The organism is Capsulimonas corticalis (assembly GCF_003574315.2).
GTDB classification, from domain to species: domain Bacteria; phylum Armatimonadota; class Armatimonadia; order Armatimonadales; family Capsulimonadaceae; genus Capsulimonas; species Capsulimonas corticalis.
The window spans coordinates 2,193,698-2,214,587 of sequence record NZ_AP025739.1; the positions used below are offsets into that span (position 1 = coordinate 2,193,698).

At 62.1% G+C, this 20,890-nt stretch carries 19 protein-coding genes; 8 read left to right on the forward strand and 11 right to left on the reverse strand.

The features are described from left to right. Window positions 1-99: 99 nt before the first annotated feature. Entirely contained in the window at window positions 100-783 is a 684-nt protein-coding gene (locus D5261_RS09360) for a type II secretion system protein (protein ID WP_119324716.1), read from the reverse strand. A gap of 200 nt (window positions 784-983) precedes the next feature. On the opposite strand from D5261_RS09360, the gene D5261_RS09365 reads away from it, so the two are divergent. Beyond that, window positions 984-2,564: a CapA family protein gene (locus D5261_RS09365; protein ID WP_119324717.1), complete on the forward strand. Its 1,581-nt coding sequence runs from the start codon at window positions 984-986 to the stop codon at window positions 2,562-2,564. 42 nt (window positions 2,565-2,606) lie between these two features. Here D5261_RS09365 and D5261_RS09370 read toward each other — a convergent pair whose 3' ends face one another. Both D5261_RS09370 and D5261_RS09375 read right to left on the reverse strand, forming a co-directional pair. Beyond that, on the reverse strand, window positions 2,607-2,900 hold the full coding sequence (locus D5261_RS09370) for a hypothetical protein (RefSeq protein ID WP_119324718.1): 294 nt from the start codon (window positions 2,898-2,900) through the stop codon (window positions 2,607-2,609). Window positions 2,901-2,928: 28 nt separating this feature from the next. Then, window positions 2,929-3,654: a hypothetical protein gene (locus D5261_RS09375; RefSeq protein WP_174721501.1), complete on the reverse strand. Its 726-nt coding sequence runs from the start codon at window positions 3,652-3,654 to the stop codon at window positions 2,929-2,931. Window positions 3,655-3,774: 120 nt separating this feature from the next. Between D5261_RS09375 and D5261_RS09380 the strand changes: the two genes are divergently transcribed. Continuing rightward, the gene (locus D5261_RS09380) at window positions 3,775-4,092 is read left to right on the forward strand and encodes a hypothetical protein (protein WP_119324719.1); all 318 of its coding nucleotides are present in this window, start codon (window positions 3,775-3,777) and stop codon (window positions 4,090-4,092) included. Between the two features lie 25 nt (window positions 4,093-4,117). Next, on the forward strand, window positions 4,118-4,645 hold the full coding sequence (locus tag D5261_RS09385) for a S26 family signal peptidase (protein ID WP_119324720.1): 528 nt from the start codon (window positions 4,118-4,120) through the stop codon (window positions 4,643-4,645). Between the two features lie 14 nt (window positions 4,646-4,659). Here D5261_RS09385 and D5261_RS09390 read toward each other — a convergent pair whose 3' ends face one another. Beyond that, on the reverse strand, window positions 4,660-5,373 hold the full coding sequence (locus tag D5261_RS09390) for a tetratricopeptide repeat protein (RefSeq protein WP_125206335.1): 714 nt from the start codon (window positions 5,371-5,373) through the stop codon (window positions 4,660-4,662). Between the two features lie 159 nt (window positions 5,374-5,532). Between D5261_RS09390 and D5261_RS09395 the strand changes: the two genes are divergently transcribed. Continuing rightward, window positions 5,533-6,672, forward strand: a complete 1,140-nt coding sequence (locus D5261_RS09395) for an FIST signal transduction protein (protein WP_119324722.1) — start codon at window positions 5,533-5,535, stop codon at window positions 6,670-6,672. A 6-nt stretch (window positions 6,673-6,678) separates the two neighbouring features. Then, window positions 6,679-8,064: a sensor histidine kinase gene (locus D5261_RS09400; protein WP_119324723.1), complete on the forward strand. Its 1,386-nt coding sequence runs from the start codon at window positions 6,679-6,681 to the stop codon at window positions 8,062-8,064. Window positions 8,065-8,066: 2 nt separating this feature from the next. On the opposite strand, the gene D5261_RS09405 is transcribed toward D5261_RS09400, so the two are convergent. Continuing rightward, window positions 8,067-8,732 carry an SMI1/KNR4 family protein gene (locus D5261_RS09405; RefSeq protein WP_119324724.1) on the reverse strand — a complete coding sequence of 222 codons (666 nt, stop codon included), beginning with the start codon at window positions 8,730-8,732 and terminating at the stop codon, window positions 8,067-8,069. A 101-nt stretch (window positions 8,733-8,833) separates the two neighbouring features. On the opposite strand from D5261_RS09405, the gene D5261_RS09410 reads away from it, so the two are divergent. After that, window positions 8,834-9,154, forward strand: a complete 321-nt coding sequence (locus D5261_RS09410) for a hypothetical protein (protein WP_119324725.1) — start codon at window positions 8,834-8,836, stop codon at window positions 9,152-9,154. Between the two features lie 8 nt (window positions 9,155-9,162). Here the strand turns inward: D5261_RS09410 and D5261_RS09415 are convergent, their stop codons facing one another. Next, window positions 9,163-9,984 carry an alpha/beta hydrolase family protein gene (locus D5261_RS09415; protein ID WP_165864629.1) on the reverse strand — a complete coding sequence of 274 codons (822 nt, stop codon included), beginning with the start codon at window positions 9,982-9,984 and terminating at the stop codon, window positions 9,163-9,165. A gap of 119 nt (window positions 9,985-10,103) precedes the next feature. Then, window positions 10,104-10,781, reverse strand: a complete 678-nt coding sequence (locus D5261_RS09420) for a hypothetical protein (RefSeq protein WP_165864630.1) — start codon at window positions 10,779-10,781, stop codon at window positions 10,104-10,106. 96 nt (window positions 10,782-10,877) lie between these two features. On the opposite strand from D5261_RS09420, the gene D5261_RS09425 reads away from it, so the two are divergent. Then, complete coding sequence (locus tag D5261_RS09425) at window positions 10,878-11,207, forward strand: tRNA-binding protein (RefSeq protein WP_119324766.1); 330 nt, start codon at window positions 10,878-10,880, stop codon at window positions 11,205-11,207. A gap of 45 nt (window positions 11,208-11,252) precedes the next feature. Here D5261_RS09425 and D5261_RS09430 read toward each other — a convergent pair whose 3' ends face one another. Next, window positions 11,253-12,209: an NADPH:quinone reductase gene (locus D5261_RS09430; protein WP_119324727.1), complete on the reverse strand. Its 957-nt coding sequence runs from the start codon at window positions 12,207-12,209 to the stop codon at window positions 11,253-11,255. Then, window positions 12,206-13,138, reverse strand: coding sequence for an Fpg/Nei family DNA glycosylase (locus D5261_RS09435; RefSeq protein ID WP_165864631.1), 933 nt, complete (start codon window positions 13,136-13,138; stop codon window positions 12,206-12,208). Before D5261_RS09435 ends, D5261_RS09430 begins: the two co-directional genes overlap by 4 nt. 235 nt (window positions 13,139-13,373) lie before the next feature. Here D5261_RS09435 and D5261_RS09440 point away from each other — a divergent pair, with 235 nt between their 5' ends. Beyond that, a complete protein-coding gene (locus tag D5261_RS09440) occupies window positions 13,374-16,472 on the forward strand; it encodes a hypothetical protein (protein ID WP_165864632.1) in 3,099 nt (1,032 codons plus the stop codon). A 95-nt stretch (window positions 16,473-16,567) separates the two neighbouring features. Here the strand turns inward: D5261_RS09440 and D5261_RS09445 are convergent, their stop codons facing one another. After that, window positions 16,568-19,939: a tubulin-like doman-containing protein gene (locus D5261_RS09445; RefSeq protein ID WP_119324729.1), complete on the reverse strand. Its 3,372-nt coding sequence runs from the start codon at window positions 19,937-19,939 to the stop codon at window positions 16,568-16,570. Between the two features lie 63 nt (window positions 19,940-20,002). After that, the gene (locus D5261_RS09450) at window positions 20,003-20,869 is read right to left on the reverse strand and encodes a hypothetical protein (RefSeq protein WP_119324730.1); all 867 of its coding nucleotides are present in this window, start codon (window positions 20,867-20,869) and stop codon (window positions 20,003-20,005) included. Window positions 20,870-20,890 lie beyond the last annotated feature (21 nt).

The following is a 20,890-nucleotide window of genomic DNA, read 5'->3' on the forward strand; positions in this document are numbered from 1 at the left end:
AAGATGAAAAACTTCTGAACTTGAAAAACACAATGAAGGGGCGAAGCGGCTTGGCTTCGTCCCTTCATGATCGAACGATCCCGGCGTTTGACGGCGGCTCTAATCGCCGACGCAGCCGGCGGCGTTGTCGGGATCCGCGCAGAACCACTTGTCGGGGGGCGTTTGTCCGATGTAAAACTGATCGAGGCGCATGGCCTTGACATGCCCGTCCATAAAGGCGAGGTTGGCGCGCGAAAAATGACGCGCGGACGGGCGGGCGTCGAACTGGTCGTTAAGATCGACATCGGGCGCCGTCAGCTTATAAGCGCCGAGGCGCTGGGTGGTCACGTCGTTGAGATTCCCGATGGCCCCCACACCTAGCTCTCCAAGCATGACGGTGCTGGCGGGCGCTTGAAACTGCGCCAGGGTTTTCGGCGGGTCCTTGTCGGTATCGGTAAGATCCGAAAAGTTCATCTCACTCAGTCCGTAGGAATTGACGGTTTCTTGCCCATCCGATGGGCAGAAGCGGACTTGCCGATTCTTGACATAGCTCTCCAGCTCGTCGGGCCACAGGACGGTATTGCCGCCGCCATCCACAATCGCCGTGGGCGGCAATGTCTCGTCGTTGTCCTGAGCGTACATCAAGACGGCGAGCGAGAGCTGCTTCTCATTCGACGCGCACGCCGTTTGACGTCCCTTTTCCCGCGCCTGCGCGAAGGCGGGAAAGAGAATCGCCGCGAGAATCGCGATGACTGCTATCACTACGAGAAGCTCAATCAGAGTGAAGCCTCGGGACGTTTTCATAACTTTTCCTTGACGTGAAACCGTTCGCTATTCTGTATTATACTGCGAATGATCGCCGCTCCGTCACACCGCCAATCCTGGGGTCCATCGAAAATTTTAAATCTGTGTAAAAATTAACGTTAAAAATTTAACATAATCTCTTGACTCTGCCCTCGGTTTTATGTGTTAATTAATTAACATTGATTTGCGGGAGGCTGAGCATGGGATGGAGTAGAGTTTGGCGAGTTTTGGCGGCGGCGTGTCTGATCCTCGCGGCCCTGGCCGGGCTGATCGCCGCGCCGCGCGGTCATGCGGGGAAGCTTTCGGATTCGGCGACTGCGGCGCAGGAGACGGCGATTACGATCAGCGCGGTGGGGGACTGCGTGCTGGGATCGGATGATCGGTTTCGCCCGGCGCTGTCTTTCAATCACTATCGCCGCGATCTCGGGAAGCCCGACGATTACTTTTTCAGCGGCGTGCGGGAGGTTCTGGCGAAGGATGATTTGACCATCGCGAACGCCGAGTGCGTGATCGCGGGTTATGACCGGCGTGTCGAGAAACCCAGCCAGCACGGCGGCGAGTTCTGGTTTCGCGGCGACGCCCAGAACGCGCGGATCTTTGCGGCGGGCAGCGTGGAGGCGGTGAACCTCGCCAACAACCATAGCTTCGATTACGGTGAGGAGGGCCTCAAAGAGACGATTTCCAACCTGGAGCGCGCCGGGGTGGCGCCGTTCGGGTGCGGGGTTTCGCAGATTTTGATCCGTAAAGGCGTCAGGATCGGCCTGCTCGGCTACTGTGTGATGGGGCCGCTGGAGCAAGGGGTGGATGAGGGGGCGCTGGATGCTCAAATCGCCTCGGATCTCGCGTCGATGCGCGCGAAGGCCGACCTTATAATCGTGACGTTCCATTGGGGCGTGGAGAAAGATTATCAGCCGACCGAGCAGCAGCAGCGTCTCGGCCGCTTCGCGGTCGATCACGGGGCCGATCTGGTCCTGGGCCACCATCCCCACGTGCTCCAGCCGGTCGAAGTCTATAAAGGCGTCTCCATCGTCTATAGCCTCGGCGACTTCGTTTACGGCGGCTCATCGCGCGTCGGCGACCGCGCCACAATGATCTTCCAGCAGACGTTCGACTTCACCGGCGCGGGTTTTCGCCTGACGGGCCGATCGTCCCATCAAATCCCCTGTTTCGTCCACGAGGACGGCTGGAACGATTACCGTCCCATCCTCGCCTCGCGGCCGTCCGGCAGCCCCAATGTTGTAGAACCGACTCCGTCCGACTTCGTGCGCCTCGATACTTACGTTCCGAGCGTTGTTCTGGACCTGCGCTACGCCACGGACGCCAACGCTTACCATCACCGGTTCTATCAGCGCCCTCTCTGTTATCTGCGCCGCCCGGCGGCGGACCGTCTGCGTGTGGCCGCCGCAGCGGCGGCTCGCGAGGGCCTGCGTCTGAAAGTCTGGGACGCCTATCGCCCAGCGTCGACGCAGCGGCGGCTTCAGCGATATGTCTCCGACCCGCGCTGGATCGCGCAGGGCGTCTCCAATCATACTCGCGGCGTTGCGTTGGATGTGACGCTGATCGACGCCGCCGGTAAAGAGCTGGATATGGGAACGGGCTTCGATGAGTTCTCTCCGCGCGCCTGCTGGAACGCCGAAGATTTGACGCCGCTGCAAAGCGCAAACCGCTGGCGGCTGCTCGCCATCATGACCGGCGCCGGGTTCCACGCGCTTGCGACCGAATGGTGGCATTTCGACGCCCCGGAGAGCCGGCGTTACCCGGCGGTGGATGTGTCGATTTGACGCGTGAGCGCACCCATGGAGCGATTGCGGCGACGGCAAACCTCAGTCCGCGTATTCCATCCCATGGCTCTTATCGCGAACCATCACGCTGGAGGTCTCCTCGGCGGTGGTGATCTGCAAGGTCGATCCGTCCTTCATCACCAGCGCCAGCGTGGTTCCTTCCTGCTGGACTTTATCGACCGTTCCGCCGCTGGCGGCGCTGCTGCTGGAGCCGCCGGTCTGGACGGTCATCGCCGAGCCGTCGTCGAAGCCGATTGTCGCGACGCCGCCGGAGCTGGCGGAGCTTACGATCTTGCGCCCTTGAAGCAGGGTCGTCAGCTTGTGGTTGCTGATCATCAGTGTGGATCCTCTCGCTCGCGCGCGGCTACTGTCCGGCGGCGGTAAAGCCCTGCTGGATAGCGTCTTTTTCGCTCATGTACTGGCCCTGCTTGGTCTTGCCGTAATAGCGAGCGCCCGGCTGGAAGTACTTGCCCGATTTTGTGTTGACCCAAACTTGTCCGGAGGGTGAATCCGGCGTCGTGGACATCGGCATCGGGGGCGTCTGTGTCTGTGGTATGCGCAGGTTGTACCAGTGGGAGCGGCTGTGATTCTTCGCGTGGGCTTTGGGAGCGGCGCTGGAAGGACTTGCGCCCATGTACTTCTTGTAGGCGCCGATCCAGTCCGTGGCGATGGCGTGCTGCGCGGCGGCGAGATCGAGCTGGCCGGAGCACACCAGGGCGTGCAGACGGTTCTCCAATTTATCCTTGACGTGCGCGTTATAGGGCTTCGACTTGTAGGATTCCGGCCACAGGTTCTTGATGCTGTTCGAGCCGCCGAGCTCCAGTGAGATCAGGTGGTCGACTTCGTAGTCGCCCGCCTTGTGGTGGGTGACGCCGTACTCCGCGTACACCTGATTCTTGACCGACTGCGGCACATTCCGCACTTTCTTCGTATATCCAGGGACACACAGGTCGTCTTTGGTGACCGGCAGCACGGCGCCGGGCGTTAGATTCGGGTTGGGAACGCTGGGCGTCGGCTGCTGGGCGCGCCCGGCGGCTCCGACGCCGCAGATCAGCGCCATCGCTCCGAGCGCCGTCAAAATCTTCTTCATAAATCCCGCCTCCATTGATCGTTCCGTTATTATGCCCGATTCCATGTCCGCCACATGCATGGGCGCTCACAAAACCAGGTACACTTTCTTCGAACGACGCTGTGACGGGAAAGTGCGGGAATGAAGATTTTTGGTAATAAACGGGCGCTGACGAGCGTGGTCGCCGCGCTGGCGCTCGTGCTGATTGGGATTTCGTCGCTGCTCGCGCCCCAGGACGTGCGGCTTATGCAGGCGGGATGCGCCTGCGGGCGCACGCTGCGCTGGCTGGAGCCGGCTGGCGGCGATCATACGACCCAGTACCGGCTGGAGGTGGTCGCCATCGGCGATCCCAAGCATGTCCACGAATACGATCCACCGCAGACGATTGGGATCGAGCAGACGCCGCTCTGGCGGCTCTGGCGCATGAAACGCTCGCACGAACACCTCTTTGGTCGATAGACCCCTGTCCACTTTGGAAATCACGATGACTACTGAAACGCCGGCGACGCCTCCGCCGCCAAAGAAGCCCGCCTCGCGCCGCCGCGAGAGACTCTTGATCCTGCTGCTCGTCCTGCTCGCCATCGCCCTGCGCGTCAACCTGCGCCAGGGCGGCGTATCCGGATCGTCGATGGAGCCGACCTACCACAACGGCGACACCGTGCTGGTCTGGAAGAGCTACCCGCGCGATCTGCTCAAGCCCGGCGACGTCATCATCTTCAAGGACACCAACGGCGACGAACTCATCAAGCGCATCGCCTTCGTGCGCCCCTGGCGTCCGGCCCCGCCCGCCGGCAGCTACCCCAACCCCAACGGCGGCAGGCTCATCCCATACAATTATCTCTTTACCGGCGACGAGCACTTCTTCTTCGATCGGGTCGCGGCGGGAAAAATCCCCGCCCCGGCGGCCGACCGGGTGATCTACGTGCTCGGCGACAACCTCGCCAACTCCGACGACAGCCGCTTCATCGGCCCCATCGCCTACAAGCAAATCCTGGGGAAAGTCGTTCCCTAGCGCGCCGCATGAGCCTAACGCATCCGGCGCAAACGCCAGATCAGCAAAACGCCGCCGACGGCGCCCAGCGCGATCCCCGCAAGCCGCCGCTTGCACATGGCGCAGGGAACGCACAGGGAGGGATCAAAATCCGGGTGCTGCATATAAGCTTGGACCGTACGAAAAGAGCCGACAAGATCAAATGTCGCCTTTTGCATCATTGCGAGCCTGCGATACCCGTCAATACTGCTGGGATCGATTTCAATCGCTCGGCGCAGCGTCTTTATCGCCGCCGTACGTTTGCCTATGCGCCACTCCGTAAAGCTGAGAATTTCCAGCGTCGCCGCTTCGAAAGTGGGGCCGAGTGGTTGAAGCGTCAGCGCATGGCGGCAAAGGTCTTGCAGCTTGCGTAGTTCGGCTTTGTCATGGCTGGAGTAGAGAATGGAATATTGTCTTTGGATGAGAGCGTAATGGGCCTGAGAGTGGTTCGGGTCCAGACGGATTGCTTCCTGGTAATGCTGAATGGCTTCATCAGTATGGCCGGCCTCGTCAAGACCACAGCCGAGAGTGTAATGCTTGTCCGCGTCCTGCGGATCATCGTCCAAGAGCGCTCGCCATTCGCAAACCGCTTCCTCGAAGCGCCCGGCATTGTAGTGAGCCAATCCGTCTTCGAAATGCGGATCCGTTTCTTCTATGTCGAGCATCTGTTGTCTCTCCTTAACAAATCCATATTCCTTGAGATATGACACCTCGTTGTGCTGTTAGTTGCAAATAAATCTACGAACAGTTATCCACAGGATGACGCCTTTGTACGATGGCGCGCGGCAATCCCCGTAAATTTGTCACTAACGGCGTTTGTCGTTTACGACGATCATTAAACTGTAATAATTGATAGAGGATAATGATTGATGAGAACGCGGCAGCATCTATGGACAGAGGATGAGGGGTGGGGAGAGGGGGCGGCGGGCGGACTTGGCGACGCCGCGCAGCTGGCGTTGGTTTTTGGGGGGATGGCTGCGATTGAGGCGAGCGGCGCGTTTGCATGGGTGCGAAGCGCGTATCCCGCCGCCGCGATTTTTGGATGCACGACCTCGGGCGAGATCCATGGATGCACCGTTCAGGACGAGACTGTTTCGGTGACGGCGGTCCATTTCGAGCACACGCGACTGGCGTCGTTTCGCGCGAGCGTCTCCCGGCCGGATCTGAGTTTTGACGCCGGACAGGAGCTGGCGCGGAAGATCGACACGGACGAGCTGACGCATGTCTTTCTGCTCGCCGAAGGGCTCCAGGTCATCGGCAGCGACTTGCTGGACGGGGTCAACTCGATTTTGCCGGACCATGTGACGGTTTCCGGCGGCTTCGCCGGAGACGGCGATCGTATTGTGGAAACGTACATCTGGAACGACGGCGAACCGCATCCCTGTACGGTGGCCGCGATTGCGTTTTATGGAGAACGGCTGCAAGTTTCAATCGCCGCCAGCGGCGAGTGGATGGGGTTCGGTCCCGAGCGGCTGGTGACGAAGTCGAAGAAGAATGTGGTGTATGAGCTGGACGGGCGCTCGGCGCTCGCCCTGTATAAGCAATATCTGGGCGAGGACGCCGCCGGACTGCCCTCCACCGGAATGATGTACCCGCTGGGCCTGCGCGTGCCGGGGACCGAGCGGCGGGTGCTGCGGTCTCTGCTCGCCGTCAATGAAGAAGACCAGAGCCTCACCTTTGGCGGCAATATTCCCGAGCAATCCCTGGCGCGTCTGTTCAACGGAAATTTCGAGCAGATGATCGAAGGCGCCGACGCGGCGGCGCAGGTCATCCGCGAGGCGATCCCGGCGTCGGGATCCCAGCTCGCGATCCTGGTGAGCTGCTATGGCCGCCGGCTAATTCTGCGGCAGCTGATCGAGGAAGAAGTGGAGGCCGTCGCCGAGGTCCTTGGCCCCGAGACCGCCCTGACGGGTTTCTATTCTTATGGCGAAGCGGCGCCCGTGACCTTAGGCGGCAAAGCGCAGCTTCACAACCAAACGGTGACGATTACCTGCTTCAACGAAGTGTAAAATACGATGGATCCCAACCATTCACTGCTGCGACGGCAGCTGAAGCGGCATCTGCGCGGCGCCGATGTCCCGATGGATGCGCTGACGCCTTTGCTGGAGGCGGTCGATGCGGCCTACGCCGACTTTGACGCCGGCCGCCGCCGGCTCGAACGCGCCCTAGAACTGAGCTCTCGGGAGATCTTCCAGGCGAATTGCGAGATGCGCGGCGTGCTGCAATCCCTCCCGGATATGCTGCTGCGGGTGGACGCGGAAAATCAAATCACGCGCCTTAACCAGACCTCCGCCGACGGCGTTCCCGCGCTGCTGCGCGGCGGGGACGACGCCGGGGCGGACGAGCACGCCAAAATCCGTCGTCAGTTTCGGGACGCCGCCCGGATGGTCCGGGAGACGAATCAGTCCGTCAGCTTCGAATATCAGGACTCCGCCAGCGGCTCGGAGCTTCTCTATGAGGCGCGCCTCCTCCCCTTTGTCGACGAAGACACCCTCGCGATTGTACGCGATATCACTCAGCGCCGTATCCTCGAAGCGCAGCTGGCCCAGGCGCAAAAGCTCGAGTCCATCGGGCATCTCGCCGCCGGCATCGCCCACGAAATCAACACTCCCGTGCAGTATCTGGGCGACAACACGCGCTTTCTGCGGGATTCGTTTCAGGATCTGCAAGGAGTGCTGGAAGCCTTTAACGTCTTGTTAGAGGCGGCCGCCACCAGTCCGGTCGCGCCGGAGGTTATTCAGGCGGCGCGGGACGCGGTCGAGGACGCCGATGTCGAGTATCTGCTCGGCGAAATCCCCACCGCGATCACGCAGTCTCTGGAGGGCGTCGCGCGCGTCGCCCAGCTGGTCGGCGCGATGAAAGATTTCTCCCATCCGGGCGCCGTGGAGAAGACGGCGGTCGATCTGAATCGGGGAATCGACAGTACGATCACCGTCGCGCGCAACGAGTGGAAGTATGTCGCGGATCTGACGACGGATTTTGACGCCGATCTGCCTCTGGTGCACTGCCTGCCCAGCGAAGTCAATCAGGTGATCCTGAATATGGTGGTGAACGCCGCGCACGCGATCGCGGACGCCGTGGGGGAGACCGGCGCGAAGGGGCTTATCACCGTGGTCACGCGCCGCGACGGCGACTGGGCGGAGATCCGTATCTCCGACACGGGGGCAGGCATCCCCGATCATGTCAAAAACAAAATCTTCGATCCCTTCTTCACCACAAAGAGCGTGGGCAAGGGGACCGGTCAGGGGCTTGCGATCTCGCACTCCGTCATTGTGGATAAGCATGGCGGAACGATCGGCGTGGAAACCGAACTCGGTCAGGGAACGACGTTCCTCATTCGGCTGCCGATCCATCCCATCGAAGAGGGATTCACGGCGGACGCCCTGCGCCTCGCCGCTTAACATCATTCGTCGTCCAGCGTGCAATAGCCCCACTCCGCGCCGAATTGCCGTGTGAGGTCCAAAAATTTCCGCAGGGACCGCGCCCCGGCGTAGACTTCCGGATGGACGCCGTCGCCACTGATGAACAGTGCTTGTCCGTCACGCACGAGCACCCGGTCCTTCCATACGCCGCCGATATGGAACGCTTCCCATGCGCCTTCGGCCTGCGCGATTTTGTCGGAGGACGCCGCTCCAACGCCACAGTAGCGCATTCCGCCGTTCACGGCTTGCAGAAACAGCATCGCCGTGAGGAACTCGGAGAGCCGCGGCAGATCCTCCTCCCAAATCAGCGCGCTCACGTTGTCGGCGCGCAGAACTTTCGGATCTTCCACGCGGGGATCGTGGATATCGACTCCCCAAAAGCAAACGCTCTGGTTTTCGTCATAAAACGCCAACACGTCGCCGTGGCGCTCCATTTCGTCCGGCGTGAGCAGACGTTCAAAGACGGCGTTGATGTCCTCCCGCTTTCCCGCCAGCAGGTAAAACTCGCGCAGCAGGTTCGGCAGCCGGCATCCAATCCGCGCCTCCGCGCGCGCTATCTCCTCCTCTGAATACCCATCGCCCTTCTTCAAAACGGGCATCAAACGCTTGACGAGCGCGCGATAAAATTCCCAATAAGACTCCGCCAATCGATTTCTCCTCTTCGCGCAACTTTCTCCGCATCGCTGTGTCACATCCATCAGCAATCTATCGCTTGAGCGCGGATGTGGGGATCCAAGGATGAGGCGTGATGAACAATTATGACGAAAACGTGTCGTTCTTTGGCGACGAAGTGCGGGAAGAGTGGCCGGAATGCCCTGGCTGCCGGTCCGTCATGCAGCCGCTCGCCACGTACGAACTGCCCAGCGCCAGCGAGTTTCCCGCCGTCGAAGCCGAGCTCTGGGAAATCCTGCTCTGGGGCTGGATGATCATCGTCGCCAATTTCCTGGTCGGCCTTCTCACCTACGGCGGACGCAAAGCGCTGCTGGCGAAGCTCAAACACGACATCCTGCCGCGCTTCCCCCACAGCCTCGTCTGCCCCCGCTGCCTCAAAGTCGAGCGCCGGCCCTAATCGGGTCGCTACGGCAGCTTCTTGAGCCAGTCGATGGCGGCGGGGATGCCGTCGGTCATCATGGAGTCGTTGTGGCCGCCTTTGTGGACTCGCATGAAGGTGACGTGGGTGTTGGTCTTGCGGACGGCTTTGACGAAGGGGAGAATGTCGGCGGTGGTGACATTGGTGTCGTCGTCGGCGTGGAAGAGAAAGAGCGGGCAGCGCAGTTTGGCGACGCGGGTGAGCGGGGAGCTGTGGCTGAAGAATGTGGCGATGTCGGGAACGAGCGGGCGGAGCAGGGGAGTCGCCTTGGCCTGGCGTCTTGGGACATCGCAAACTGGCGCGTAGGCGATGCAGGCTTTGATGCGCGGGTCGGTCTCCGCCGCCAGCAGAGCGAGCGTGCCGGCGGAGCTGTGGCCGGCGACATAGATCTTGTCCGGGCTGACTTGCGGCAGGTTCTTGCGGATGTAATCGATCGCCGCGAAGGTGTCGGTGACGCCGGCGTGCGCCTTGCGGAACGCGGTCAGGCCCGCCAGAACATCGTCATCCGAGGGCTGCTCCACGACCGGGCCATCAATGGAGTACGCCACCACGGCAAATCCCTCGCGCACATACGGCATCTCCTCCGCCCGGTCTTCGTCGCTCAGATCCTTGCCGTAGATCAGTGGAGTGCCGGCGGGCGCGATCACCACGCACGGGAGGTTGTCGCCGGCGTTCGCCGGCAGATACACCCACAGAGTCGTCTCCGAATCCACCGATGTCGTCTGCGTTGTCTCGTAAAACTGCACGCCCGGCTCCAACTCTTTCGGGGAGTCGCTGTCCTGAGCGCGTCCCGGTAGGGCCGGAGACATCAGTACTCCAAGACAAAATAGGAATGCGGCGTAGCGAAGAAGGCTGCGTACAGTGGAGACTCTTGCTTTCATATGGATATTATACCGTAGGAACAAGGCTGACGTACGTTGAGATTCGATCAGACGCTGTCGCCGGTCCTTGGCGGCGGCGGCCAGACACTGGGATCCGGGGCCGCCTGGGGCGCCCCGTCTTTTCGATGGATCGACGCGATCGCCCCTTGCTCGTAAAGCCAGAGCAGCATTGCTTCCGATTCGATCATCGCTCCGCGCAGCGCCATATCCGCGCCGGAGAGCCCGAAACTCGTGATGGCCCATGAGCCGCAGCTCGCAAAGCCGACCAGCAGCAGCTCCCGCCATCCAAAGATGGCGCCGGCGAACCATGCGGCGAATGTGGCTGAGATGGAAAGACACCCAGAAGCCATGTTGAGATTTTGCTGGGCCGTGACAAACGCCAGCAGCGCGGCGGGAATCCCCAGCGCGAGCCGGCCATCGTGAGAAACGATGGCGGCAATCGCGAACGCGGCGGCGATCCATGCGCCCGAATAAAGCGCGATCATCTGGATAATTTTGTTCGGTCCGGAGAGAATCGCCCTCGGAACACTGGGGCGATATCGCGTCCAAACGAGCGCATCGCCCTGGCGGCATGCGCTTGCGAATTCCTCGAACGTGGCGTATGGGAAATCCGGGATCTCGGACACCGCGCGCAGTGTCGCCGGCGGCGCCTGGCGGGGTGGAAGCTCCGATCTGTTGCTGGGTCCGTCCGAATTTTCCACGTGCGCCTCGCTTTCTTCTAGCAAAACCACTCTCCCAATCGATATCGATCCTATGATAACATACCCTCGGGAGAAACGAACATGACGGAAATGCAAGACGCCGAATTGGAAGCGCCGGCGATGACGCCATTTGACGCCTTTGGCGTGCTGGACATGCGCGTGGGTCGCATTGTCAAAGCCGAGCCCAATGTGAAGGCGGTGAAGCCGGCGTATAAACTCTGGATCGACTTCGGAGCGCTGGGCGTCAAGACATCGAGCGCGCAATTAGCGGCGCTGTATCGGTCCGAGGATTTGGAAGGGCGGCTCATCGTCGCCGCCGTCAATTTGGGCGACCGCCGCATCGCCGGCTTCAAGTCCGAAGTGCTGGTGCTCGGCGCGCCCGACGACGAAGGCCGCGTCGTCCTGCTGGCGCTGGACCGCGACGTTCCGATCGGCGGCCGGATCTTTTGACTAAGAAGCCCCGGCGCCCCTAACGGCCGCCGGGGCGTTTGCGTTCTACGGAATCAGCGCGATCTTTCCGTGCGCGCCATCCTGCATCACCGCTTCGTGGGCGCGGGCTGCTTCGGCGAGGGGGATTTCCTGGCCGATGATGGGATTGAGCCCGCCGTTCTTCAGGCCCTCGCCGATTTCCGCGTGCATCGCCCGCAGATCGTCCGTGGTGGCGTTCATCAGGGTGACGCCGCGAATGTCCGTTTCTTTGGGCATGGTGCTGCGTGGATTGATCTCGACGCCGCCCCGGCTGCCCACCACCGCCACGCGACCGTACTTCGCGAGCAGTTCCAGATCGTGCGGCAGGTTGACGTTCGCCAGCATCTCCAGGATCAGATCGACGCCTTTGCCGTCGGTCTCCGCCTTGATCTTGTCCAAATAATCCGGGTCTTTGTGATTGAACGCCTGATGCGCGCCTTCGTCGCGGATCATCGCCAGGCCCTTCTCGGTCCCGGCGGTGCCGAAGACGGTGAGGCCGGCGGCTCGGGCAAGCTGTACGGCCGCCGTGCCGACGCCGCCGCTGGCGCCGTGGATTAAGACGGTTTCGCCCGCCTGCGCCTTGCCCCGGTGGAACAGCGCCCGGTGCGCCGTTCCGTAGGGGACTCCGATGGCGGCGCCCTGCGAGAAGGTCAGCGTTTCGAGTAAGGGAAATGTCTTTGCGTGGTCGGCGAGGACGAGTTCGGCGTAGGTCCCCGGCGCGCCAATGACATAGACGCGCTGCCCGGGCGTAAACTCCGTGACGCCTTCGCCGACGGATTCCACCATGCCGGCGGCGTCGACGCCCAGAATATTGGGCAGCGGGACCGGGCCGTAGATGCCGGCGCGGATATAAGTTTCAAACGGATTGACGCCGATGGCGCGCGTTCGGATCAATACTTGCCCCGGTCCGGGCGTCGGGTCGGGAGCGTCTTCGTATTTGAGAACCTCGGGGCCGCCGTAATCGTAAAATCGGATCGCTTTCATCGTTGATGTGTCTCCTCATTGTCTTCAATCGCGGACGCCGCGCCTGTGTTCCCGGAGAACGGCGCGACGTTCTGGCATTGCGGACAATAATAGGTGGAGCGCCCGTCGAGTCCCTGGCGCCGCATCAAGATCGTCGTCCCGCACTGACGGCATGGCTCGCCGCTGCGTCCATACACCCAGAGGCGCTGGCTTTGATCGAGGCCGAAGCGGGTGCGCCGCGCCCCATTCGTCTCATTCGCCCGCATCAATTTGTGACTTACGGCGATCACGGCGTCCAATTGTTCGTCGGGCAGATCCTTGAGCGGCGCGAACGGCGAAAGCCGCTGCAGGAACATTACCTCGGATTTGTAGACATTTCCCACTCCCGCCATCGCGCGCTGGTTCATCAGCGCGACTCCCAGAGGAACGTCGGCGTGACGGCGCAGGCGCGCTCTGGCTTCGCTCGGATCGAACGCCTCCGTCATGGCGTCCGGCCCCAGCGCCGCGAGCTGCGGATGCCGCGCCGTCTCCCGCCCGGACAGCAGCTCCACGACCGGAGCGCTGAAGCACGGCGCCACGAAATCTTCCGTCGCCACCACGACCTTGGCGTAATGCGCGGGCTTGCGCCACGCCTCGCCCGGCCGGTAGATATGCCACGACCCCGTCATGCGGAGATGGGTATGCAGCACGAGGTCGCTTCGAAGCAAATCGAGCTTGAGAGCTTCGGGGACCGGCAGCGGCTCGGAGCCCATGTCCTGAGGATCGCGAAAGACGATCAGGAGATGCTTGCCGCGCGCCTCGACGGCGTGAATTGTCCGTCCGGGAATGGGTTGACGCGCCGCGACGCCGGCGACGAGCTCGACGGAGCTGTCGAAGCGAGTGACGGTCTTGTTCAACAGGGCGCGGCGCAGAACGGTCGCCGCGCGAAAAAGTGTGTCGCCTTCAGGCATAAGTACCGATACGGTTCCCGTTCGGCGAACGGTTTCAAACGTGAACGTTTGCGATTGTCGCGTTACGTGAGATTTTCCATATTCTCCGCGCCGGAACGCGCCCGGCAAGGGGATGAGGGAGAAAAAATATGATATGATAACAGTCGAGCATCTGATTTTCGGCGCGATGTGCAAGGAACGCCGGAGTGGACAGATGCTCCCTCTGACAACCATCGCTCTCAGTCCTGGAGGACATATGTCGAAATCAAGACTTGCACTTTTGCTGGCGACGCTTGCCGTCGCCGCCCCCTCCTCGCCCGTCCATGCCGACGGCGCGGGACCTTCGCTTTATTCCATCACGGACCTTGGCGCCTTCTCCGCAAACACGGTGAGCGTCGGCCTCGGTTTAAACTCGTCCGGCCAGGTCGCCGGTTATTCCCTCCAGCAGGGAGGATATCCGGTCGTCAAGCATTCCACGTTCTGGAGCCACGGCTCAGCCATTCTGCTTCCGACACTGGCGGGCCCCAGCGTCACCGGGTCGGAACTCGAGAGCGCCAACGCCGTCAGCAGTAGCGGCTGGGTCGTTGGCAGATCGGTAACCTCCAACGGCTCCCTGCACGCCTATCTCTGGACCTCGGCGAACGGCATTCAGGATCTTGGAGTCTTTCCGCAAGGGCGGTCGAGCAGCGCTTCCGGAATCAACGCCAGCGGCGCCGTCGTCGGCAGCGCGGATATTTACGGTCTGGACCACGCGTTTCTCTGGATCTCGGGCAACGGCTTGCAGGACCTGGGCACATTTGGCGGCCAGTCCAGCTACGCCGCCGCGATCAACGCGACCAACCAGGTGGTCGGCGTCGCCGATACCTCCAACCAATATCAGCACGCCTTTTTGTGGAGCAGCGCTCACGGGCTTCAGGACCTGGGCGTGGAGCCGGGCGACTATGTCAGCTCCGCGTCGGCGATCAACGACTCCGGCGCGGTCGTCGGCAGCTCCGGGAGCGGCCAGTGGTGGCACGCCTTCCTGTGGGACTCCGCGCACGGCATGCAGGACCTGGGAACTCTGGGCGGCACATTCACCTTTGGATATGGCGTCAACGCGAGCGGCCAGGCCGTCGGCTCCTCGCTGCCCGCCGGCAATATCGGCGCCTACAATGCGTTTGTGTGGGACGCCGCCCATGGCATGCGCGACCTCAACACGCTCATTCCGCCTTCGGAGTGGCATCTGACGCAGGCGAACGCGATCAACGCCAGTGGACAGATCACCGGCGTCGGAAGCATCAACGGAGCCACGCACGCCTTTCTGCTCACCCCTGCGCCGCCTCTCTCGCTGACGCTGACGCCCTCGACGGTGGTCAACGGCGCCAGCTCCACCGCCACGGTTTCGCTCAACGCCTACGCGACCACGGGGCCAAACCCCTTCGACGGCGGGGCAATCGAACCGGGCGTGTTCGTGCAGGTCGCCAGCAGTAAACCCGCCGCCATTCTCAGCGGCAATGTCTTCCTTGCCCCCGACGGCAAGACGTATGTTTACATTCCGCAGGGACAGTGGCAGGCGACCTTCACGATCTATACCAGCGTTGTCACGGCGAACACCACCGCGACGATCACGGCGTCATTCCCCGGAGGCTCGCGCACCGCGAATCTGACCATTACTCCGACGCCGATCCAATCGCTGACGCTCAGCCCGGCCTCGATTGTGAATGGCGGCCAATCGACGGGAACGGTCACACTGGTGGCGCCGGCGTACATTGGCCTCGATCCCAACGGCAATGTGCAGCCAGGCGCGTTTGTGAAATTGACGACTTCCAGCCCGGTGGCGAGCTTTGGCGGCGGCGCGTTTACTCTCGGGCCAAACCTCGCTTATGTCTATATCCCGCAGGGAAGCACACAGGCGACGTTCACCGTTAATACGGGATATGCGGCGGCTTCGACGACCGCGAAGATCACGGCGGCGTTCGGGTCCTCATCGATGAGCGTAAATCTGGCCATCGCGTCCACGCTCGTGCAGTCGGTCACGCTCAGCCCGGCCTCCGTCGTGAACGGCGGCTCCTCGACCGGAACGGTGACACTCGCCTCTCCGGCGTTTCTGGGACCTGACCCCAATGGCGACATCGGTCCGGGCGTTTTCGTGAAGCTGACGACCTCCAGCCCGGCTGCGAGCTTTGGCGGCGGCGCGTTCACTCTTGGGCAAAATCGCAGCTACGTCTATATCCCGCAGGGAAGCACGCAGGCGACATTCACCGTCAACGCCGGGCTTGTGGCCGCATCGACGACCGCGAAGATCACCGCGGCGAACGGCGCATCGGCCAAGACCGCGAACCTGACGATTACGCCGACGCTGGTACAGTCGATCGTGCTCAGTCCGACCTCGGTCCTCAATGGCGGTCAGGCGAACGCCACCATCACACTGGCGACGCCCGCGTTTCTGGGACCAGACCTGGGCGGCAATATCGGTTCGGGCGTTTTTGTAAAGCTCACCAGCGCCGCTTCCGCCGCGACATTCGGCGGCAATGTGATCAACAATCCCGGCGGAGCCTCCTACGTCTACATCCCGCAGGGGCAAACCCAGGCGACATTTACCATCAATGCCGGCTGGGTTCCGGCGGCCAAGGCGGCGACCATCACGGCGTCTCTCAACACATCCTCGAAATCCGCGACGCTGACGATCAATCCGACGCTGGTGCAATCGGTCGTCGTCAGCCCGACATCGGTCGTGAACGGCGACCAGTCCATGGGAACCGTAACACTGGCGATGCCCGCGTTTATGGGGCCCGATCTCGGCGGCATTGTCGGCCCAGGCGTCTTTGTGAAGCTGACGACTTCCGCTTCCGCCGCGACATTTGGCGGCGGCGCATTCGCCCAGGGACCGAACAGCGCCTATGTCTATATTCCGCAGGGAAGCACGCAGGCGACGTTCACCGTCAACGCCGGGTTTGTGGCCGCGTCAACTACGGCGACTATCTCCGCATCTCTGAGTAATTCCGTGAAGACGGCGAGTCTGAAGATCACGCCGACGCTCGTGCAGTCCATTGTACTGAGCCCGACGACAATCGCCGGCGGCGCTCAGACGAGCGCCACCGTGACACTGGCCTCGCCGGCGTTCATCGGCGCCGATCTAGACGGTAATCTCAATCCCGGCGTGTACGTGAAGCTCGACAGCTCCAATATGGCGGCCTCCTTCGGCGGCAATGCGTTCGTCGCCTCCAACGGCAACGCCTATGTCTATATTCCGCAGGGAAGTACGCAGGCGACATTCCTCGTCGGGGCCTCCCCCGTGCCCGCCAAGACCACGTCCGCCATCACGGCGTCGCTCAACGGCGCCGCCCACAGCGCGACCTTGACGATCACCCCGTAGCCTCCGTGTTCTTTGGGGACTCAATTAAAAAAACGCCGTCCAGCACGATTGCTGGACGGCGTTTTTTATCAACCATATTGCGATTCTCGTGATCTCTACATCTCTTTCAAGATCGCTTGGCGGCGCGTTTCGTATTCGTCTTGCGTGATGAACCCCTCGTCGAGAAGCTCTTTCGTTTCCAGAAGGCGCTCCTTTAGCGTGGCGCGCGCCGGGGCGGGGGCGGCGACGGGAGCTGGTTCGGGCGCCGCGCTGGGCAGGACGGCGGGGACGGCGGAGACTGTGGCTGGGATTGCCGTCGGCTGGCCGCCGCCGGCGTAGTTGATCTCTTCCAGGTAGTCCGTGAGGACCTTGTAGTATGGATCGTAGAAGTTGGGCGCGAGGCCCATCTTTTGATTGTTGGCGTGCTGGACGAGGCGAGCGCCGAGGGCGGCGGCGCCTTCGCTGCGCAGGCGTTCGTCGATTGCGGCGTTGATCTGGGCCTGCATCCGGCGGTCGTCGCAGAGGCGCTGGACGAGATCGCGGGCTTCGGCGGGCGGGCGGCCCGGCGCGGAGCCGGCGTCGGTCTTGAAGCCGGCGACGACGGATTCGACGCTGTTGAAGCCGCCGAGCGAGTCGCTTTTGGGCATGCCGAACTTGTCCGTGTAGTTCGCGACGAAGCTGACGATGTCGCGGGTGCCGACGCTGGTGTAGCGCGATTCATGCTCTTCGTCGATTACGCCGGACGCCCAGCCGATCACGAATGTCCGCCACGCCGATTTCTGGTCCTCGGCCGACGGCGGCGAGATTCGGATCCAGTCCTTGATATCCGTGCGCGTGTGGATCGGGTTCGCCGCCGCGCCCAGGGACTTGACCTGATCGTAGGCGTACCGGTAAGACTCCATGCCTTGCAGCAGGCGCAGCGGGAAGGCGGCGCGCTCGCGTAAGAACAAGACTTGGTGCGGTTCGTTGGAGTTCGAGATCTGCTGATCTTTGACGCCCTGGACCGTGTCCATGATCATCGTGCGGAACCGCTGCTCGCTTTCGGTGCGCGGCGCCGCGCCGTGCAGGACGCCGATGATGGTCTGCTCTTTGTTGATGTTGTGCGTGTAGTTCGGCGCATTCTCCTGAAGGTGCAGGAACGGCGTGGACAGGCTGCCGACGCGGCGCAGGGTTTGGATGGTGCGGTCCGTGTCGTGGCCGTATTTGCTGTAGAACTTGTCCAGCACGCTTTCTTCTTCCACAGGCTTGAAGACCGCGCGCGTGTGCGAAAGGATCGTCCCCGCGATGCGTGGCAGCTCGCCGTCGCGCACGCCCCAGATATCCGCCTTGGTCCCCAGGGTCTCCAGAATGTCGGAGATCAGGTTATTCACGGTGGCGTTGTTGGTGTCCATCGCGTTGCCGACGTAGTGTCCGTAGCGGTCGTCGATATCGCCGCCGACATAGCGATCCGCGCCTGTCACCGGGTCGGTGTCGCGGCGGCCGGGGTTGAACAGCACCTCGCCGTTGACGTCCACCGGCTCCTGCACGGCTTCGCGCTCGGCGCGCGCAAAGCCGGCGCGCAGCGATTCGATCCGCTCGACATAGCGGTCCATCTCGGATTTCAGACTCGCCACGGTCGCCAGCAGGTGACGGTAGAAGACCAGCGCCGCCTCGCCGCCCCGGATATCCACCATCTCGGCGTCATACCGGCGGGCGGCGGCCAGGAAGTTGTCTTTCTCCCCATCGATCTCGCTGCGCTTGGCCTTCGCGATCAGGCTGAGCATAATGTCTCCGGCGTACCGGTTGATCTTCTGGAGGGCGGCGTCGCGTGTCTGGATCGTCGGCTGGAGGCCGTTCTTGCGTTCTTCCTGTGTCCGCTCCAGTTGCGTCATATACGTGCGGAACCGATCGGCCATCGTGTCCAGAGCCGCCGCCGCGACGCCGTGGCGATGGTTAGGATCGTTCACCTGCGCGCTCACCCAGTCACGCAGCGCTTTATCCTTGGCTTTGATGCCCGTACCCAGGTTCTGCTGAATCTGGAACACGGATTCGCCGAGGTTGGTCTTGCGCTTGGAGAGCAGGTCGGGATTGGGATCGGTGTCGATGACGCGCGCGTCGGATTCTTTCTGGCGCGCGACGAGATATTCAACCACCCGGTTGTGTCCCGGGTAGGAGGTCTCATACTGGCGATTCGCGCCGTTCCAGTAAGCCATCGACATATCGCGCAGCGTCTCGCCCGATTCCGAGTTGGCCGTCGTCACCAATCGCTCCACGGCGTCGGTCGTCAGGCCCAGACGCGCCAGCTCCTGGTCCGTGAACGCGCCGATATTGACCACGCGCTCCAGCGGCTCGGTCCAGCGGCGCACGATATCGCCCGCCAATCGATTGGAGCAGGCCGTCATGACCTTGTCCTTGGGGAAGTAGATCGACGCCAGTCCGAAGCCCATATAGTTTTGGGCGCAGCCCAGGCCGTCCGAGGTAATCAAGAACTGGTCGAAGTTATTGCGATTCGACTTCTTCTGGCGCTGGAATTCGGAGGTCAGATCGAGGAAGATCGAGTGCCCGATCATCTCCACCAGATCCTTGACCGAGTCCAATTGCGCCGACGGCGAGGACGTATCCACCAGATAGGTGTACCGGAACGGCGGGTCGGCGTCCTCCATCGGCGGGATCTCCGCCTGATACTGGGCCGAGAAGGTCGTCGATGGGTCCGTGAAATGGTTCAGCTCCATCAGGGCCGCGTAGGCGTTGGGCCGGTTGTCCACCGCGACGGCCTCGGAGTTGGGCGGAATGCTGAACATCCCGACCATCTCCAGCATGCGCTGCGATTTGAACTTATTCCGCACCGTGTAGGCGAGATCCAGGAACATGCCCGATCCCGTGCCGCCGAGCATCGAGCCGACGATATAGACCGTCAGGCCTTCGCCCACTTGCAGGCCGTTGCGGATCGCCGTTTCCTTGCTGGAGTCGCGCGTCACCTTCAGCATCTCTTCTTCGAGCTTGCGCGCGATGGTCGCGTAGTTCCAGAAGTACGCAAGACGTCCGCGCGCGCGCACCGCGCCGGCGCCCTGATCGATATCGCCGGTCAGCACGCGGGCGTCGAGCCAGGTGCGCAGATGGGGATGCTCGCGCAGGTTCTTGCGCAGATTGTCCACGCCATGCACGGACGTATGGATCTTATCGGCGTTGTCCAGATTGACGGCGTCGTCATAATCCGGGTTCTTGGAGAAGATCGCCTGGTCCGTGTCGAGAAGCATAAACCCGACGATCGGGACCTTATCGAGCGACTCATACTTCTCGATCAGCCGCTTGCGGACATCCAGCAAAATCTGATGCCCCGTGCCGCCGACGCCGATAATAATCGACCGCGAAATTCCCCGAAGCCGGCCATCGTCGGCTGTCGGCCCCGTGGTGGAAGCGGCTCCCGCCGGCGCCGAAATCGTCGGCGCGGGGGCCGGAGCGGGCGCGGGCTGAATAGGAAGAACAGGTGGAGTGATATTGTCTGCCATAGGTGTTATTCTTGAGTGAAGATCGGATTATTCGGACTTACTGTTTGTCGAAGGTAGTCTTGGTCACTGTCCCAGTCTTTGTACGTTCGAGGGAGATTCGAGCGGTGTAATGATAGACCGGACTTCCTCGCGGGCGTTCAGCGCGGCGTTGACTTCGGCGGAGATTTGCTGGATGTTCGCCGAAAGCAGCGCGAAGTCTCCGCTTTCGTTCTGGTCGCTGAGCGTATGGCTTTCCAGGCTGACCTGCATCGCTTGAATCTGTGTCAGCACTTCTCCGCGCGCCGCTTCGCGACGACGGCGGAGCGTGGTCCGCTGGCTGGCGAGGGCCGCGCTTCCGCGCAGGGTTTCCGCCTGACGCCGCAGGCTGGCGGCGACGACGGGGTCGGTTTCGAGACGCGCCTTTTCTTCTGTCTCGTTCGCCTGACGCTGAATCGCGTCGGCGCTGCTGGATCCGCCTAAGCCCGGGGCGATGGAGAGGTTCTCGACCAGATCTCCGATGCCGCGCAGGGCTTCATGAATGTTGCGTTGGGCGCTTGCGCTCAGACCCTGCGCTTCGATGACGGAGCGCAGCAGGATCCCATAATTCGCTTCCAGCGTATCCTGGCCGACGCCGATCGTGTCCGCCTCCTGCACAGTGATCGGGGCGTTGCTGTCGATGACGCGGGCGACGGCGCCTCGGCCGCGCATGAACGCGAGCGGCAGCAGAAAAAAGAGAAGCCAGCTCCACTGGAGCAGATCGTGTCCGCCGTGGAACGCAAACAGCCCCAGGAACATGAACGGGAAGAAGCGAAAGCCTCGTCGCTCTCGGCGTTTTCTATCCTTCTTTAAGAACTCAGGAACGGTGACATCTTCCCGCTGTTCCGCGCCGCTTCGCATCCGCAGGAGCTTATCCCGATGGGCGGCGTCCAGATCTTGTGGCCGAACTTCCATGGCGGATCTCAGAATCGCGGC